We start from the raw sequence: 16,797 nt of genomic DNA on the forward strand, positions 1-16,797 counted from the left end.
TCAGCGGCGCCGGCGCGAGAGGGCCGTGCCGATAAGGGCCAGAAGCGCGGTCCCGACCGTCAGGCCCATATAGAGCGCAAAGCCTGCTGCCGGGCCGAGCGCGGCCCCGCCGAGCGCCATCGGCAACCGTTCCCACAAGATGGCCGGCAGCAGGACGAGGGCGAACCCCGCGAGCGCCGCCATGCCGGTCAGGCTCACCGCGCGGCGCACCGCACGGTGACGCCGGCCGCCCCGCAGGCTGCGGCGCACCGCGTCGAGGCTGCGGCGCGCGTCATGCTGCATCCCGATCAGCGCCGGCACCACCAGGAGCACCAGGAGCATTCCGAAGCCCAGCCCGTAGACGAGGGTGATCACCGTGGGTTTGAGAAACTGCGCATCGGCCGAGGTCTCGTAGAGCAGCGGCGCGAGGCCCAGAACGGTCGTCAGGGTGGTCAGCAGCACCGGGCGCAGCCGGTCCGCCGCGCCGTCCACGATCGCGGGAACGAGGCCGCGATCGTGCGCATGTTCGTCGATCGTGGTCACCAGAACGATGGAATCGTTGATGATGATGCCCGTCATTCCCAGCAATCCGACCACGGTGAAAAGGCTCAGCGGCACGTCCCAGGCCGCATGGCCCCAGATCGTGCCGACCAGGCCGAAGGGAATGATCGCCATCACCACGAACGGGCGCAGCCAGCTCGAGAAGACCCAGGCGAGCGTCAGGTAGATCCCGGTCAGGCAGAAGGCGAGGCCGAGAGCGGCATCCGCGAGAAAGGCGTCCTCCTGCTCGGAGAGGCCGGACAAGGCGGTGCTGACCCCGAAATCCTCCTCGAGCCGGGGCAGGATGACCGTTTCGAGCGCCTGCATGATCTCGCTGGCGCGGGCCGGGTCGTCCTCGGACAGATCGCCCGTGACCCGCGCCAGCCGCACCCCGTTCTCGCGGCGGATGCTCGAGAAGCCCGCCGCGCGGCGCAGCGTGACGATATCGGCGAGGGGGACCTGCTGCCCCTCCGCCGTCGGCAGCAGCATCCGGTCCAGCAGGTCGGGCGTCAGATCCCGCGGCGCCAGCTCGACCCGGATCGTCGCCGCCCGCGGCCCGTCCGGAAAGCTCGCAGCCTCGATCCCCGAAAGCCTGTCGCGCAGCACGTCGCCCAGCGCGTCGATCGTGAATCCGAGGGCCCTGCCGCGCGCGGTCAGCTCGAGAATGATCTCCTCCTTGTCATAGGGCAGCGAATCCTCGAGCGCGGAAACCTCCGGGAAGGTGCCGAGCCGCGCTTTGAGGTCTTCGGCCGCCGCCTTGAGCGTCTGGCTCGCGGCGCCCGATATCCGGATGTCGAGCGCATCCCCGCCCGGGCCGCTCCGCCCGCCGCGATAGCTTACCGTCTCGAGCAGGGGATGTTCGGGCACGGCCTCCTGCAGCGCGGCCAGGAAGGCGAAGCTCGAATAGGGGCGCGCATCGGCGGGGATGAGTTCGATGGAGATCGCGCCGAGGCGTTCGGGCTCGGTCTCCTCCGTTCCGGCAAGGCCGCGCCCGGCGGTGCCGCCGATCTGCGCGATGGCGAAATCGACCGGATCGCGCCCATGCTCGGCCTCGTAGGCCGCGCCCGTCTCGGCGACGCTTCGCTGCAACGCGCGCATCATCTCGAGCGTGTCCGCCCGCGTGGCGCCGTCGCGCATGACGAAATTGCCGGTGATCGTGCTGCGCTCCGGCGCGTTGAAGAAACGCCATTGCACGTCGCCGCGCATGAAGACCGCGACCTGGCTTGCCAGGATCGCGATCACGGCCGCCAGAACCGGGTAGCGGGCCTTGACGACCAGCCGCATCAGCGGGCGGAACCCCTTGTCGCGCAGCACGCCGAACCCCTTGTTCACGGTGCGCGAGGGCCAGTCGTACCAATGGCCGCGCCCGACATGCGAGAGCGCGTGGGCCATGTGGTTCGGCAGGATCAGGAAGCATTCGGCGAGCGAGGCGATCAGCACCACGATCACGGTGAAGGGAATGTCCGAGATGAGATCGCCGAAGCGCCCCCCGACCGCCACCAGGCCGAAGAAGGCGATCACCGTGGTCAGCGTGGCCGAGAAGACCGGCGCGAACATCCGGCCGGCGGCATTCTCGGCGGCCGTCTTGGCATCCTCGCCAAGCTGCCTCGCCCTGAAATCGGCATGCTCACCGACCACGATCGCGTCATCGACCACGATCCCCAGCGTGATGATCAGCGCGAAGAGGGAGATCATGTTGAAGGTCAGCCCGGCGGCATACATCAGCGCGATCGCAGCCGTCATCGCGACGGGGATGCCGGCCGCCACCCAGAAGGCGGTGCGTGCGTTGAGAAAGAAGAACAGCAGGCCCACCACCAGTCCGAGCCCCATCAGGCCATTCTCCATCAGCGTGTCGAGCCGCCCGGTGATCGCCTCCGCGCGGGTGCGCACGAGGGTGATCTCCACCCCTTCGGGCAGGGTGGGGCGCATCTGCGCGGCGACCGCCTCGACCCTTCGCTGAAGCTCTATCGCGTCCCCTTCGGCACTGCGCTCGACACGCAGCGTGAGGGCGGGATCCGGACCCACGAAGGAGGCACGGTCGCGGTCGATGCCCGGTTGGGTGATCCGCGCCACGTCCCCCAGTTCGAGCCGCGTGCCATCCATCCCGGAGCGCAGCGCGATGCCGGCGATCTGCTCGGCGCTGCGCTTGGCGACCCCGGTGCGCACCCGCGCGGCGCCGGCGATGTCGCCCGCGGGATCGGCCTCGGCCTCCTCGGCGATGGCGGCGGCGATCTGCGACAGGCTGAGCCCGTGCCGGATGAGCGAGATGGAGGGGACCTCCACCCGTATCTCGGCCGCCGCGATGCCCTCGATCGTCACCTGCGTGACCCCGGCGGCGAAGAGCCGCGCGGTGAACGCGTCGGCGAGACGCGCGAGCTGTTGCGGGGCGATCGGGCCGTGGATGACGGTATCGGTGACCCTGTCGCTCCAGGCGCTGCGGCGCACCACCGGCTCCTGCGCCGCATCGGGCAGGTCGCGCACCGCGTCGACGGCGGCCTGCACGTCCTCCGTGGCGGCGGACATGTCCCGCCCGGGCTCGAATTCGAGGGAGATCGAGGCGCTCCCCTCGCTGGCGCGTGACGAGACATCCGTGACGCCCCGCACCGCCAGCAGCGCGGGCTCGAGCGCGCCCACGAGCGCCAGATCGACATCCTCGGCGCCCGCCCCGGGCCAGGCGACCGTGACAGACAGGCTGTCGAGCACGACATCGGGGAAGAATTGCGCGCGCATCCGCGGCAAGGCCGCCGCCCCAAGCGCCAGCAGGACGAGCAGCAGCAGATTGGCCGCCGTGCGGTGCCTGGTGAAATAGCTCAGGAGCCGCGGCGGCGCGGCGCGCGCCCTCATCCGCCCATTCTCGCCGCGAATCGCGCGCCACCGGGCGCGGAGCCAATGCGCGTGGCCGTGGTCGTGAACGAAGGCGCGAAAAGGAGCGGAGACGGACCCAGCCGAGCCGTATCTTTCCCCGGCATCCGAGGCGGTGCCACGGCGGCGCCCCCGGAGGGGGCAGGGGCCACCGGAGCGTTCTTCTCCCTTGGTGTGCCGCGCGCGCCCTCGGGCCTGTCCTCCTCCGCGTCGCGGGCTTGCGCCCCCGGCCGCGCATCACCGGCGGCGCCGGCCTCGCCCTGTTCCGCATCACCTCCCGCGCGTTGCGGGCGGATGGCGATCCCGGCGCCGAGCATCGGAGTGCGGGTGCCGACGATCTCACGGCCGGTGATCGGTTCGGCGTCGATGATGACCTGCTCGCCCTCGCGGCGCAGGACCGTCACATCCTGCGCCTCGAGGCGGTCGCCGGCGCCCAGCACCAGCACCGCGCCGTTGCTGTCGAGAGCGGCGGCAGGCAGGCGCATCGCGCCCGCGAGGGCGGGCTCCTCGATGATGACCGTGACGAAATCGCCCGGCCGGAAGCCCGGCGCCGCCCCGAGGCGCGCGAAGAGCCGGCGTCCCGTCTGTCCGGCGCCGACCGCCGCGCTCTCGCGGTCGATGCGTCCACGGGCCGTCAGCTCGCCGTCGCCAAGTTCGATCCGCGCGGTCACCGGGGCCGAGGGCAGGGTGCCGCCCGGCCCCAGAAGGCGGGTATATTGCAAGGTGGAGACGGTGAAGGCGATCTCGAGCGCCTCGGGATCGATGAGTTCGGCAAGGCGCTCGTTGGCGCTCACGAGGCGGCCCACCACCGGATCGACCTCCGTCAGAACACCGTCGAAGGCGGCCCGGATCTCGGTTTCGGCAAGGCTGCGCTCGGTCTCGCGCACGGTGATGGTCCGGCGGGCGACGAGGCCGCTGGCCTGGTCGATCCGCGCCTCTGCCTGGGCGAGCGCCTGGCGCCTTGCAAGGACCGCCTGGCGGGCGGCGGCGGCGGCAAGATCGGCCGCCTCGACCGCGGCCTCGGTGCCCACGCCGCGCCCGCGCAGGTCTTCCTGGCGCGCCGAGGCCCGGCTGCGCAGGGCTTCCTGCGCCTCGGCGGAAGCCAGCTCGCCGCGCGCCAGCTCCACGGCGCCCCGCGCCTCGCGCAGCTCGGCCTGCGCATCGGACAGGTCGGCCTGCGCCAGGTCAAGCGCGGTCTGCGCCGCCGCGGGGTCGATGCGGAAGAGCAGCTCACCCTGCGCGACGCTGCCGCCCTCCACCACGCCGGGCCCGATCTGCGAGACGGCGCCGGGAGCGGCCGCGCGCAGCTCGAGCCGGCGACGGCTGCGCACCTCGCCATAGGTGACGATCCTCGGCGTGATCCGCTCTGGCAGGGCCGTCACCACCCGCGCGGTGAAGATCTGCTCGCGCGCGGCACGGCCCGCGCCGCCGCCACCGCCGGATCGGTCCCCCATGGCGCCGAGGATCGTGCCGCCGGCAAGCGCCAGGAGCCCGAGTGTCGCGCTGAGCAGGATGAGCCCTGTCAGGGAGCGTCCGAGAAACCGCATGATCCGCCTTTCGCCGCGCTACAAGCTAGGGGCATGGCGCGCCCGGCCGAGCCACAAGAGCGTGATGTGACGCCGTGCCCACCGTCTCGATCGCGCAAGACCGCGCGCCCGGGCGCATGCGCCACCAGTCTACTTGCGCCGCAGATGCTCGTCGAGGCGCGGCATGATCTCGATGAAGTTGCAGGGCTTGTGCCGGTAGTCGAGTTGCAGGGCGAGGATCTCGTCCCACGCGTCCTTGCAGGCGCCCGGACTGCCGGGCAGCGCGAAGAGATAGGTGCCGCCCGCAACCCCGGCGCAGGCGCGGCTCTGCACGGCGCTGGTTCCGATCTTCTTCATCGACACGATGGTGAAGACGGTGCCGAAGGCGTCGATCTCCTTCTCGTAGACGTCGCGATGCGCCTCGACCGTCACGTCCCTGCCCGTGAGGCCGGTGCCGCCGGTGCTCAGGACCACGTCGATCTCGGGATCGGCGATCCAGGCGCGCAGCTGTGCGGCAATCTCTTCGCGCTCGTCGCGCAGGATGCGGCGATCCGCGAGCTGGTGCCCCGCCCCGGTGAGCCGGTCGACCAGCACCGCGCCGGAGCGGTCATCGGCAAGCGCGCGGCTGTCCGAGACGGTCAGCACCGCGATGCGGGCGGGCAGGAAGTCGCGGGTGTCGCTCATGGTTCGGGTGTTCCTTCGAGATGGGCGCGCAGGGCCAGCAGGTCGCTCCAGGCTTCGCGCTTGGCCGCGGGCATGCGCAGCAGATAGGCCGGATGCGTCATGGGCAAGGCCGGACGCTCCAGCGCCTGCGTCCAGCCGCCGCGCAAGCGCAAGATGCCCTTGCGGCCCAGGAGCGCCTGGCAACTCACATTGCCCATCAGGATGAGCACCTCCGGATCGGCGAGGGCCACGTGGCGGCGCAGGAAGGGCAGCATCATCGCGATCTCGTCGGCGTTGGGGTCGCGGTTTTGCGGCGGGCGCCATGGCAGCACGTTGGTGATATAGAGCGCATCATGCGCCTGCTGCGCTCCGCGCGAGAGGCCGATCTGCGCGAACATGCGGTCGAGGAGCTGCCCGGCCTTGCCCACGAAGGGACGCCCGGCCTGATCCTCCTCGCGCCCCGGCGCCTCGCCCACGATCATCACCCGCGCGCCGGGCCGGCCGTCGGCGAAGACGAGATTGCGCGCCCCGCGTTTCAGCTCGCAGCCCTCGAAGGCCGCCATGGCCGCGCGCAGCCCGTCGAGATCATCGGCAAGGCGCGCCGCGTCCTCGGCGGCCGCGCAGGCCTCGGCCTTCGGATCGCGCGTCTCGGCTTGCGCGGGACCGGTCCGCCCGGCTTGCGCGGGGCCGGTCTGCTCGGCGGGGGCGTGATCGGCGGGGGCGCGATCGGCGCGCGGCGGCGCGGGATCGAGTGCGTAGCGGTCGATTGGCTGCTCGCAGATCGCCTCGCTGGCGCCCAGCTCGATCTGCCATTCGAGAAGGGCACGCGCGGCATGATGATCGAGATCGGGATCCATGGCGGCAAGATTATGCGCGCCGGGGGGGCTTCACAATGGGCGGCTTGCCGCTCGCCGGGAGCTTTTCTATAAGGCTGTTGGAAAAAGAGGATACCGGATGACTTATCGGCACAGGCATCTGCTCGGCATCGAGCCGCTCGCGCCGTCTGACATCACGACCATCCTCGATCTGGCCGACCGCTACGTCACGCTAAACCGTGCCAGCGACAAGCATGGCGACGCGCTGGCCGGCCGCACGCAGGTCAACATGTTCTTCGAGAACTCGACCCGGACCCAGGCCAGCTTCGAGCTGGCGGGCCTTCGCCTCGGGGCGGACGTGATGAACATGTCGATGCAGGCCAGCTCGATCAAGAAGGGCGAGACGCTGATCGACACGGCGATGACGCTTAATGCGATGCATCCCGACCTGCTGGTGGTGCGCCATCCCCATTCGGGAGCGGTCAACCTGCTGGCCGAGAAGGTGAATTGCGCGGTGCTCAATGCCGGCGACGGGCGCCATGAGCATCCCACGCAGGCGCTTCTGGACGCGCTGACGATTCGCCGCTCGAAGGGCCGGCTGCACCGGCTGACGGTCGCGATCTGCGGCGATATCGCCCATAGCCGCGTCGCCCGTTCCAACATCCTGCTGCTGGGCAAGATGGAAAGTCGCATCCGCCTGATCGGTCCGCCCACCCTGATGCCCGCCGGCGTCGCCGACTGGGGGGTGGAGGTTTTCGACGACATGCGCGCCGGGCTCGAGGGCGCTGACGTGGTGATGATGCTGCGTCTTCAGAAGGAGCGGATGGATGGCGGTTTCATCCCCTCGGAACGTGAATATTATCATCGGTTCGGCCTTGATGCCGAGAAGCTCGGTTATGCCCGGAGCGATGCGATCGTGATGCATCCGGGACCGATGAACCGGGGCGTGGAAATCGATGGCACATTGGCCGATGACATCAATCGCAGCGTGATCCAGGAGCAGGTCGAGATGGGCGTTGCGGTCCGCATGGCCGTCATGGACCTTCTGGCACGCAACCTTGGCAAACCGATGCAAACAGCGAGGTCCTGACGATGGATATGGAAACGCACGTGGCACAGGGAGAGCATGGCGTCATCCGTGTCTTCTCGCTCGACATGCCGATCGCACAGGCGCGCAGTCTCGTCGATGGGCGCGGCAACGGCGCGCCGGGACTGCCCGCTCTCCTCGGAATCAGCGGCATCGACAAGAGCCGGCTCGAACTGATCGACCCGGCCGATTTGTCCGGGGTGGGCCTGTCCAACTACCTCATCGACGGGCTCGGCGCGGATGCCGAGGAGGTTGCCGCGGACAGCGCGCGGCTGTCCGGGCTGACGGGCACGGTGCTGGTGGTGCCATCGAGCGCCTTCAGTGGCCGCGAGAGGGAGCTTGCGCCGCGCGAGCCCCTCCTGCCGGTGGCAAGCTACCGCGAATCGGGCACCGTGCCGCCGGCCGCGCAGGCGCCGGTGGCGGGCGCGCGAGGCACCGCGGAAGGCGTGCCGCAGGGCGAGGCGGTGCCGCCCCGGCGGCGCGGCGGGCGGACCTGGATGTGGGTCGCCGTGACGGCAATCCTGCTTTTGGGGCTCTGGCTGCTCATCGGCACGGCGGGATGAGCCAGACCCTCCAGGTGTTCGAGAATGCCAGGCTGATCGATCCCGAGGCGGGGACCGACAGCTTGGGTGCACTCGCGGTCGAGGATGGCGTGATCCTGGATCGGCTCCCGCCGCGCGGGCAGGGCGATTGGATCGATTGCGGCGGGCACTGCCTGGCGCCCGGCATCGTCGATATCGGCGTCAAGGTTTCCGAGCCGGGCGAGCGGCACAAGGAATCCTTCCGCTCCGCCGGCCGCGCGGCCGCGGCGGGGGGCGTGACCACGATCGTCACCCGGCCCGATACCGAGCCCGCGATCGACACGCCGGAGGTGCTAGAATTCGTCAATCGCCGCGCCAATCTCGACAGTGCCGTCAGGGTGCTTCCGATGGCCGCGCTCACCAAGGGGCGCGCGGGCGCGGAGATGGTCGAGATCGGCTTCCTGCTCGATGCAGGCGCCGTCGCCTTCACAGATTGCGACCGGGCCATCGTCTCGACCAAGGTGCTGTCGCGCTGCATGAGCTACGCCCGCAGCCTCGGGGCGCTCGTCATCTGCCATCCACAGGAGCCGGGACTGAGTGAGGGCGCGGCGGTCACCTCCGGCAAGTTCGCCTCCCTGCGCGGGCTCCCGGCGGTCTCGCCGATGGCCGAGCGCATGGGGCTCGACCGCGATCTCGTGCTGGTCGAGATGACCGGCGCGCGCTATCACGCCGACCAGGTCACCAGCGCCCGCAGCCTTCCCGCGCTGCGCAGGGCCAAGGATAACGGGCTCGACGTGACGGCCGGCGTGTCGATCCATCACCTGACCCTGAACGAGCTCGACATCGGCGACTACAGGACCTTCTTCAAGGTCAAGCCGCCGCTGCGCGCCGAGACCGACCGCATCGCCATGGTCGAGGCCGTGGCCAGCGGCCTCATCGACATCATCAGCTCGATGCACACGCCGCAGGACGAGGAGAGCAAGCGCCTGCCCTTCGAGCAGGCCGCGAGCGGCGCCGTGGCGCTCGAGACCCTCCTGCCGGCGGCGATGCGGCTCTATCACGCCGGGATGATCGATCTGCCGGGCCTGTGGCGGGCGATGTCGCTGAACCCGGCGCGCCGGCTCGGGCTCGATAGCGGGCGCCTCACGGCGGGCGCGCCGGCCGACCTGGTGCTCTTCGACCCCGACGCGCCCTTCGTCCTCGATCGCTTCGCACTGAACTCGAAATCCAAGAACACCCCCTTCGACGGACAACGGATGGAGGGGCGGGTGCTGGGAACATGGGTCGCGGGCCGGCAGGTCTTCGCGGCCGATCCCGGCAGCCCGGCCGCTTGACCCCGCCCGCCCGCAACCCTTCTCTTTCCCCGGTGCCCCCGCCCGGCTCTCCGGCCGGGGCATCGCCACCTGAAAGGATCGCGCCGCCATGACCGGACTGATCTTCGTTTTGGCCTATCTCCTCGGGGCGGTGCCCTTCGGCATCGTCGTCGCGCGCCTTTTCGGCTTGGGCGATCTGCGCAAGATCGGCTCCGGCAATATCGGCGCGACCAACGTGCTGCGCACAGGCAACCGCCTCGCGGCGCTGCTGACGCTGGTTCTCGACGTGGGCAAGGGCGCCTTCGCGGTGCTTCTGGCGCGGCTGCTGATCGGCGAGGGCGCGGCGATGATCGCGGGCCTGGGCGCCTTCCTCGGCCATTGCTTCCCCGTCTACCTGCTGTTTCGCGGCGGCAAGGGGGTGGCGACCTTCCTCGGCACCGCCCTCGCGCTGTCCTGGCCCGTGGGGCTTGCCGTCTGCGTGACCTGGGCGGTCATCGCGGGATTGATGCGGATTTCCTCGCTCGCGGCACTGGTGGCGGCGGCTCTCGCGCCCCTCTACGCCCTGCTGGGCGGGCAGGGGGCTCTTGCGGGGGTGCTGGCGGGAATGGCGGTCCTGATCTTCCTGCGCCATCACACCAATATCAGGCGCCTCATTCGGGGCGAGGAGCCGAAGATCGGCGCCAAGGGCTGATGGAGGCGTTCCTGACCGCCTTCGACGCCCTGCCGGAAGGGGCGTCAGACGGCAGGTTCGAGGGCCGCCGCTACATCCTGAGCAAGAGCCTTCATGCCGGCGGCGCGAGCCAGAAGCTCGTCGCCCGCGCCGTGGACGGCACCGATTACATCAGCCTCAACCTCTACAGGTTGCGCGGCGGGCGCGCGCTCCTGCGCCCCTGCGAGATGCCGGAGCGCAAGGTGTGCGATTTCGTCCTCGGCCTCGTGCGGGATCAGTAGCTGTATTCGCCGAAGACGCGCGTGACATCGCCGTTCCAAGGCCCCTCGTAGCGCTCGAGCAGTTCGTCGGCCGGGGTGCGTCCCGTCTCCACCGATTCCTTCAGCGCATTGAGGAAATGCGTCTCGTCGGGCACCAGCCCGCCAGAGCCGGGACGCGCCCGCGCCTTCAGCCCGGCCTCAGCGATGGCGACGACCTCGCCGGCCAGCGCGTGCATCGAGATGCCATCCACCTTCGCCTGCAGCCCGTCGACGGAGGCGGCCACGCGCAGCGCCTCGCGCGTCTCGGCGCTCCAGCCGCGTGCCAGATCCCATGCCGCGTCGAGCGCGCCCTGATCGTACATCAGCCCGACCCAGAGCGCCGGCAGCGCGCAAAGCCGGCGCCACGGCCCGCCATCGGCGCCGCGCATCTCGATGAACTTCTTGATCCGCGCCTCGGGAAAAGCGGTCGTCAGGTGGTCCGCCCAATCGCTCAGCGTCGGCTTCTCGCCGGGAAGGGCCGGAAGCTCGCCCTTGAGGAAATCGCGGAAGGACTGCCCCAGCGCATCGATATAGACGCCGTCGCGGTAGACGAAATACATCGGCACATCGAGCGCGTAATCCACCCAGCGCTCGAAGCCCATGCCCTCCTCGAAGACGAAGGGGAGCATGCCCGTGCGCGCGCCGTCCAGGTCGCGCCAGATCCGGCTGCGCCAGCTCTTGTGCCCGTTCGGGCGCCCCTCGAAGAAGGGCGAATTGGCGAAGAGCGCGGTGGCGACGGGCTGCAACGCGAGCGCCACGCGAAGCTTTTGCACCATGTCCGCCTCGGAGCCGAAATCGAGGTTCACCTGCACGGTGCAGGTCCGGTACATCATCTGCGTGCCATGGGTGCCGACCCGGTCCATGTAGTCGGTCATCAGGCGGTAGCGCCCCTTGGGCATCATCTCCATCTGCTCATGGGTCCAATGCGGCGCGGCGCCCAGGCCGATGAAGCCGACCCCGATCTCGTCGGCGACCGTCTTGACCTCGCGCAGGTGGTCGTTGACCTCGTCGCAGGTGCCATGGATGGTCTCGAGCGGGGCGCCCGACAGCTCCAGCTGGCCGCCCGGCTCGAGGCTGACATTGGCGCCGTTCTTCTCGAGGCCGATCAGGTTGCCGGCCTCGGTCACCGGGGTCCAGCCGAAGCGGTCGCGCAGCCCGGTCAGCATCGCCTCGACCGAGCGCTCGCCGCGATAGGGCAGGGGAGCCAGCGTGTCCTTGTGATAGCCGAACTTCTCGTGCTCGGTCCCGATGCGCCAATCGGCCTTGGGCTTGCAGCCATCGGCGAGGTATTGCGCCAACTGGTCGTGATGGTCGATCGGCCCGCCGCCGGACTGGGGAATGGACATGTAGGCTCTCCGGTATTGTCGCGGCTGGCGCAGGGTTTGGCCCCGAGTGGTGAAGCGCGGCGCCCGGGAAGTCAATGTAGACGAGGGGCCCGCCTTTGCCAGATCGGGCGCACAGGCTCCGTGCCGGGATGCGCATTCGGCCCGCCGATCGCCGCCGGTGCCCCCTGCGGCGCTTCCCGCTCCGCCAGAAGCCGCGCCATCGAGAAGCCCGGCAGGCGGTTGAAGACGTCGAAGAGGGCCTCGGCGCCCTCGGCATCCACCGGGATCTCGAGCGTGCCGCCCCCCGCCGCGCGCAGGATCCAAAGATCGCCCTGCCGATCGACATAGGTCAGGTCCTCGATGATCAGCGTGCCGCCGTCGAAGGGTCCGAAATAGGCCAGCTCGCCTTCGACCACGCGCACCACCCCCGGCCCGCCCCCCGCCGGGCGGAAACGCCCCCGCTGGATGCCGGCACCGATCAGCGCCGCGCCGATCACCGTCGCCGTGCCGCCGACCCAGAAGAGAAGCCGCCCCGGTCCCACCATCCAGTAGATCCCCAGCGCGGTGACGGCGCCGCCGCACAGCGCCTCGCGCCAGCGCCACAGCGCCGCGCGGGCTTCGGGGCGCAAGAAGCTCATGACCAGTCCCCCAGCGCGGCCTGCCACAAGGTGAGCGCCGCGACCGCGGCCGTGTCGGCGCGCAGGATACGCGGGCCGAGGCTGACGGCATGGGCGGCGGGATGGGCGCGCAGCCGGTCGCGCTCCGCCGGGGAGAAGCCTCCCTCCGGCCCGATGACGATCGCCCAGGGACCGCGCGGCAAGGCCGTGAAATCGCTCGCCGCGCCCCGTGCGGTCTCGTCGCAAAAAAGCAGGTGGCGCCCTGAGGGCCATTCCGCCAGGACCTTGTCCAGCTTGGCGAGGGGCGCGACCTCGGGCACGTAGGTTCCGCCGCATTGCTCGGCGGCTTCCGTGGCATGGGCCTGCAGCCGGTCCTGGCGGATGCGCTCGGAATTGGTGAAGTCGGTGCCGATGGGACAGATGCGCGCGGCGCCCAGCTCGGCGGCCTTCTCGACGATGAAGTCGGTGCGCGCCTTCTTGATGGGCGCGAAAAGCAGCCACAGGTCGGGCGGCATGTGCAGGGGCGCACTCTGCGCGGTGGCCCTGAGCACGCCCCCGCGCTTCGACGCGGCCTCCACCACCGCCTGCCACTCGCCGTCGCGGCCGTTGAAGAGGGCGATCTCGTCGCCTGTGCCAAGGCGCATCACGCCGAAGAGGTAATGCGCCTGGTCGCGCTCCAGAGGAACGGTTTGCCCCTGTGCCAGGGGATGTTCTACAAAGAGCCGGACCTTCGCTACCATGGGATGCCTGATGCCTGTTGATGCCAGCCCGACAGAAGGGCAGGTCGCCGATGCCGTCAAGGGCAACTGGGTCGACCGGCTCGCCCCTGCGGCCCTGCGGCCCTACCTGCGGCTCAGCCGCGCCGACCGCCCCGTGGGCACCTGGCTGCTGCTTCTGCCTTGCTGGTGGGGGCTGCTCCTGGCCTCGGCGGCGAGCGGGCGCTTCGGGCTTTACGACGCGTGGATCGCGGTGGGATGCGCGCTGGGTGCCTTCCTGATGCGCGGCGCGGGTTGCACGTGGAACGACATCACCGACCGCCATATCGACGGGCAGGTGGCGCGGACACGCTCGCGCCCCATCCCCTCGGGGCAGGTCACGGCGCGCCGCGCGTCGGTCTGGATGGTGCTGCAGGCGCTCCTGGCGCTCGGTATCCTGCTGACCTTCAACGGCGCGGCCATCGCGCTGGGGGTCCTGGCGCTGCTGCCGGTCGCGGTCTACCCCTTCGCCAAGCGCTTCACCTGGTGGCCGCAGGTCTTTCTCGGGCTGGCCTTCAACTGGGGCGCGCTCCTGGCGTGGACGGCGCATGACGGCGCGCTGGGCTGGCCTGCCGTCATCCTCTATCTCGCGGGGATCGCGTGGACGCTTTTCTACGATACGATCTATGCCCATCAGGATGCCGAGGATGATGCCCTGATCGGGGTGAAATCCACCGCACGGCTCTTCGGGACCCGCTCGCCGGCCTGGCTGCGCAGCTTCATGGTGGCGACCGTGCTGCTGATGAGCCTTGCGATCATCCTGGCGCTGATCCCGGCCGGAAACGCGCTGGCCATGGCCCTCGCCCTCGCCGCGCCCTGGGCGATGGGCTGGCACATGGCATGGCAGCTCGGGCGGCTCGATATCGAGAATGAGGGGCTCTGCCTGCGCCTTTTCCGCTCGAACCGGGACGCGGGCCTTCTGGCCGCGCTGTTTCTCGCCATGGCGCAACTGCCGTGATTGTGCGTCCCGGCCGGGCGGCGTATCCGCTGGTGGCGATGCCCAGCACACGGAATACCCGATGAAACCCACCCCCCTTATCGCAGCTCTCCTCGCATTCGCCGCGGCGGGCGGGCTTTCGGTCCTCGCCGCGAGGCTCGCCGTCACCCAGATCGAGGCGCAATCGGCCGAGGATGTGCGCCTCGCCTTGCAGGAAGACGGGCAGGACTGGGTGGAGGTGACGGCGGACGGGCTGCAGCTGGCACTCCTCGGCACGGCGGCGGACGAGGCCACGCGCTTCCGCGCGCTGTCGCTCGCCGGGACGATCGTCGATCCCGCGCGGGTGATCGATTCGATGCAGGTCAGCGAGGCCGAGCCTGTCGTCCCGCCGGATTTCTCCATCGAGATCCTGCGCGGCGACGAGGGGATATCCCTGATCGGCCTTGCCCCCGCACGCACCGACAGGGCCGGTCTTCTGGCAGCGCTCGGCCGGATCGAGGGCACGCCGCAGATCACCGACCTGCTCGAGATCGCCGATTTCCCGGAGCCCAAGGGCTGGCGCAAGGCGGTCGAGTTCGGGGTCGCCGCCACGAGCCGTCTGCCGCGCGTGAAGGTGTCTGTGACGGATGAGCGGATCGGCGTGCTCTCGATGGCCGAAAGCGCCGAGGACCAGCGCCGGATCGAGGCCGAGCTGCGCCGGATGGCGCCCGACGGGTTCGAGACCGTGCTGCGGATCGGCGCGCCCCGGCCGGTGATCACCCCCTTCACGCTGCGCTTCGTGATCGACGAGGCGGGCGCGCGCTTCGATGCCTGCTCGGCAGACAGCGCCGAGGGACGCCGCCGGATCGTCGCGGCCGCCACGGCGGCGGGCATGGGCGAGGCGGGGGCGGAGGATTGCCGCATCGGGATCGGCGCGCCCAGCCCGGAATGGCCCGCGGCGGCCGTCCAGTCGATCGAGGCGCTTGCCGCCATCGGCGCCGGGACCGTGACCATGTCCGATGTCGACATCTCCCTCATCGCCGCCGAAGGAAGCGATGCCGAGACGTTCGAGCGGGCTGCGGGGCGTCTCGACGGGGCGCTGCCCGAGGAATTCTCGCTCGACGCGGTTCTGCCGGAGGTCGAGAATGCCGAGCCGCGCGATGCCGGGGTGCCGCAGTTCGAGGCGGTGCGCGCCGCCGATGGCACGGTCGTCCTGCGCGGGCGCGTCGGCGACGACCGATCGCGCGGGGTGGTGCGCAGCTTTGCCAAGTCGCTGTTCGGCATCGAGGCGGTGACCGACGCCACGCGCGGGGATGCGGGACTTCCGACCGGCTGGTCGCCGCGCCTGCTCGCCGCGCTCGACGCGATGTCGCTTCTCGGCGAGGGGCGGGTCGTCGTGCGTCCCGACGTGATCGAGATCGGCGGCGTGACCGGCCAGAAGGATGCGCGGGCCGAGATCGCCCGCATTCTCACGGCGCAGCTGGGCGAGAACGGCAACTACACCATCGCAGTCAGCTACGACGAGGCCCTCGATCCGGTCGCCTCCCTTCCCAGCCCCGAAGAATGTGCGGCGAGCATCAACGCGGTCCTCGATGCGCGGCAGATCACCTTCGCCCCCGGCTCGGACACGATCGACGCCGAGGCGCGCGGTACGCTCGAGCAGATCGCCGAGCTGATGAAGAGCTGCGACAGCGTGCCGATGGAGATCGGCGGGCATACCGACAGCCAGGGCCGGGAGACGATGAACCTCGAGCTGAGCCGTAGCCGCGCGGAAGCGGTGCTCGCGGCCCTCGCGGCACGGCGCGTCCTGATCGGGAACCTGAGCGCGAAGGGCTATGGCGAGGCCCAGCCGGTCGCCGATAACGGCACCGCGGAGGGGCGCGAGGCGAACCGGCGTATTGAATTCAAGCGGATCCTGTCCGATGAGGAGCGCGCGGCCGCCGAGGCGCAGGCCGCGGATGACGAGGGCGCGGGCGACGGTACCGACGAGGAGGCCGCGAACGATGGGCAGGAAACGGAAGACAATCAATGAACCGCAGTGAATTCATCATCGCCACCGCGCTGGTCCTCTTCGTCGCTTTCATCCTGGGCTGGTTCGCAAGCTGGCTGGTGCACCGGCTGAGCCGGGTGACGCAATCCGATCTGGGCGAGCTCGACGCGATGGCGCAATCCATGCACGAGGCCGAAGAGGAGCGCGACCGCGCCCTCGCCACGCTCAAGCGCCGGGAGGCGGAGATGTCCAACCAGCTCAGCCAGACGGAGGCGGAGTTGCGTGCGGCGATGGAAGGCCTGCGCGATGCGCGCCACGAGGCCGAGGAAATGCGCGCCTATGTCGAGCGGATGAACGGCGGGCGCTGAACGCTCCTGCGCGGTGGCCGGTCCGGCCCCGGTGATGCCGCGCGGTGCCTTGCCCCGGCCCGGCCCCCCCGCCGCGTATCCGGCCCGTGGGGGTGGCGGATCAGCGCCAGCGCGACAGGGCGTCCTCGTCCTCCGCGCGCGCCTCGACCCAGGCCGCACCCTCGCGCGTGATCTCCTTCTTCCAGAAGGGCGCGCGGGACTTGAGGTAATCCATCAGGAATTCGGCGGCGGCGAAGGCATCGGCGCGGTGGCGCGCGGCGGTCGCGACCATCATGATCTGGGTGCCCGGCTCGAGCGGGCCGAAGCGGTGGATGACGAGCGCGTCTCCCAGCGACCAGCGCTGCATGGCCTCCGAGACGATCGCCTCGATCGCCGGGCCGGTCATCGCGGGGTAATGCTCGATCTCCATGCGGATCAACGCGCCATCGGGCCCGCCGCGAACGAGGCCGGTGAAGCTGACCACGGCGCCAAGATCGGAGCGCCCCGCGCTGAAGCGGTTGAGCTCGGCGCCCGCGTCAAAGGGCGCTTCCTGGACCCTGACCTCGGTCATG

Annotated in this window: 16 protein-coding genes; 8 read left to right on the forward strand and 8 right to left on the reverse strand. The window is 70.3% G+C overall.

What is annotated here, in order from left to right:
• The 4 genes from PMES_RS08550 to PMES_RS08565 form a co-directional block, all read right to left on the reverse strand.
• Positions 1 to 3,363, reverse strand: a complete 3,363-nt coding sequence (locus tag PMES_RS08550) for an efflux RND transporter permease subunit (protein WP_159965290.1) — start codon at positions 3,361 to 3,363, stop codon at positions 1 to 3.
• Entirely contained in the window at positions 3,360 to 4,928 is a 1,569-nt protein-coding gene (locus tag PMES_RS08555; protein WP_159965291.1) for an efflux RND transporter periplasmic adaptor subunit, read from the reverse strand. The genes PMES_RS08550 and PMES_RS08555 overlap by 4 nt, the downstream gene beginning before the upstream one ends.
• A gap of 129 nt (positions 4,929 to 5,057) precedes the next feature.
• Entirely contained in the window at positions 5,058 to 5,591 is a 534-nt protein-coding gene (gene moaB / locus PMES_RS08560) for a molybdenum cofactor biosynthesis protein B (RefSeq protein ID WP_159965292.1), read from the reverse strand.
• The gene (locus PMES_RS08565; RefSeq protein WP_159965293.1) at positions 5,588 to 6,427 is read right to left on the reverse strand and encodes a uracil-DNA glycosylase; all 840 of its coding nucleotides are present in this window, start codon (positions 6,425 to 6,427) and stop codon (positions 5,588 to 5,590) included. Before PMES_RS08565 ends, moaB begins: the two co-directional genes overlap by 4 nt.
• A gap of 97 nt (positions 6,428 to 6,524) precedes the next feature.
• Between PMES_RS08565 and PMES_RS08570 the strand changes: the two genes are divergently transcribed.
• The 5 genes from PMES_RS08570 to PMES_RS08590 all read left to right on the forward strand — a co-directional run bounded on the left by PMES_RS08570 (position 6,525) and on the right by PMES_RS08590 (position 10,257).
• The gene (locus PMES_RS08570; protein WP_159965294.1) at positions 6,525 to 7,475 is read left to right on the forward strand and encodes an aspartate carbamoyltransferase catalytic subunit; all 951 of its coding nucleotides are present in this window, start codon (positions 6,525 to 6,527) and stop codon (positions 7,473 to 7,475) included.
• Positions 7,476 to 7,477: 2 nt separating this feature from the next.
• Entirely contained in the window at positions 7,478 to 8,035 is a 558-nt protein-coding gene (locus tag PMES_RS08575; RefSeq protein WP_159965295.1) for a hypothetical protein, read from the forward strand.
• Positions 8,032 to 9,327 (forward strand): dihydroorotase, encoded by a 1,296-nt coding sequence (gene pyrC / locus PMES_RS08580; protein WP_159965296.1) that lies wholly within the window; start codon positions 8,032 to 8,034, stop codon positions 9,325 to 9,327. Before PMES_RS08575 ends, pyrC begins: the two co-directional genes overlap by 4 nt.
• Before the next feature lie 88 nt (positions 9,328 to 9,415).
• Positions 9,416 to 9,997: a glycerol-3-phosphate 1-O-acyltransferase PlsY gene (gene plsY, locus PMES_RS08585; RefSeq protein ID WP_159965297.1), complete on the forward strand. Its 582-nt coding sequence runs from the start codon at positions 9,416 to 9,418 to the stop codon at positions 9,995 to 9,997.
• The gene (locus PMES_RS08590; RefSeq protein ID WP_159965298.1) at positions 9,997 to 10,257 is read left to right on the forward strand and encodes a hypothetical protein; all 261 of its coding nucleotides are present in this window, start codon (positions 9,997 to 9,999) and stop codon (positions 10,255 to 10,257) included. Before plsY ends, PMES_RS08590 begins: the two co-directional genes overlap by 1 nt.
• On the opposite strand, the gene PMES_RS08595 is transcribed toward PMES_RS08590, so the two are convergent.
• The 3 genes from PMES_RS08595 to PMES_RS08605 form a co-directional block, all read right to left on the reverse strand.
• On the reverse strand, positions 10,251 to 11,621 hold the full coding sequence (locus tag PMES_RS08595; protein ID WP_159965299.1) for a glutamate--cysteine ligase: 1,371 nt from the start codon (positions 11,619 to 11,621) through the stop codon (positions 10,251 to 10,253). The genes PMES_RS08590 and PMES_RS08595 overlap by 7 nt on opposite strands.
• Before the next feature lie 71 nt (positions 11,622 to 11,692).
• A complete protein-coding gene (locus PMES_RS08600; protein WP_159965300.1) occupies positions 11,693 to 12,238 on the reverse strand; it encodes a hypothetical protein in 546 nt (181 codons plus the stop codon).
• Positions 12,235 to 12,957, reverse strand: coding sequence for a 16S rRNA (uracil(1498)-N(3))-methyltransferase (locus PMES_RS08605; protein WP_159965301.1), 723 nt, complete (start codon positions 12,955 to 12,957; stop codon positions 12,235 to 12,237). The genes PMES_RS08600 and PMES_RS08605 overlap by 4 nt, the downstream gene beginning before the upstream one ends.
• A gap of 10 nt (positions 12,958 to 12,967) precedes the next feature.
• On the opposite strand from PMES_RS08605, the gene ubiA reads away from it, so the two are divergent.
• From ubiA to PMES_RS08620, 3 genes are all read left to right on the forward strand, one after another.
• On the forward strand, positions 12,968 to 13,930 hold the full coding sequence (ubiA, locus tag PMES_RS08610) for a 4-hydroxybenzoate octaprenyltransferase (protein ID WP_159965302.1): 963 nt from the start codon (positions 12,968 to 12,970) through the stop codon (positions 13,928 to 13,930).
• 61 nt (positions 13,931 to 13,991) lie between these two features.
• Positions 13,992 to 15,920, forward strand: coding sequence for an OmpA family protein (locus PMES_RS08615; RefSeq protein ID WP_159965303.1), 1,929 nt, complete (start codon positions 13,992 to 13,994; stop codon positions 15,918 to 15,920).
• Complete coding sequence (locus PMES_RS08620; RefSeq protein ID WP_159965304.1) at positions 15,917 to 16,246, forward strand: hypothetical protein; 330 nt, start codon at positions 15,917 to 15,919, stop codon at positions 16,244 to 16,246. Before PMES_RS08615 ends, PMES_RS08620 begins: the two co-directional genes overlap by 4 nt.
• Positions 16,247 to 16,346: 100 nt before the next feature.
• On the opposite strand, the gene PMES_RS08625 is transcribed toward PMES_RS08620, so the two are convergent.
• Positions 16,347 to 16,796 carry a molybdenum cofactor biosynthesis protein MoaE gene (locus tag PMES_RS08625; protein WP_159965305.1) on the reverse strand — a complete coding sequence of 150 codons (450 nt, stop codon included), beginning with the start codon at positions 16,794 to 16,796 and terminating at the stop codon, positions 16,347 to 16,349.
• Position 16,797: the final 1 nt, after the last annotated feature.

The organism is Profundibacterium mesophilum KAUST100406-0324, from assembly GCF_009835145.1.
GTDB classification, from domain to species: Bacteria; Pseudomonadota; Alphaproteobacteria; order Rhodobacterales; family Rhodobacteraceae; genus Profundibacterium; species Profundibacterium mesophilum.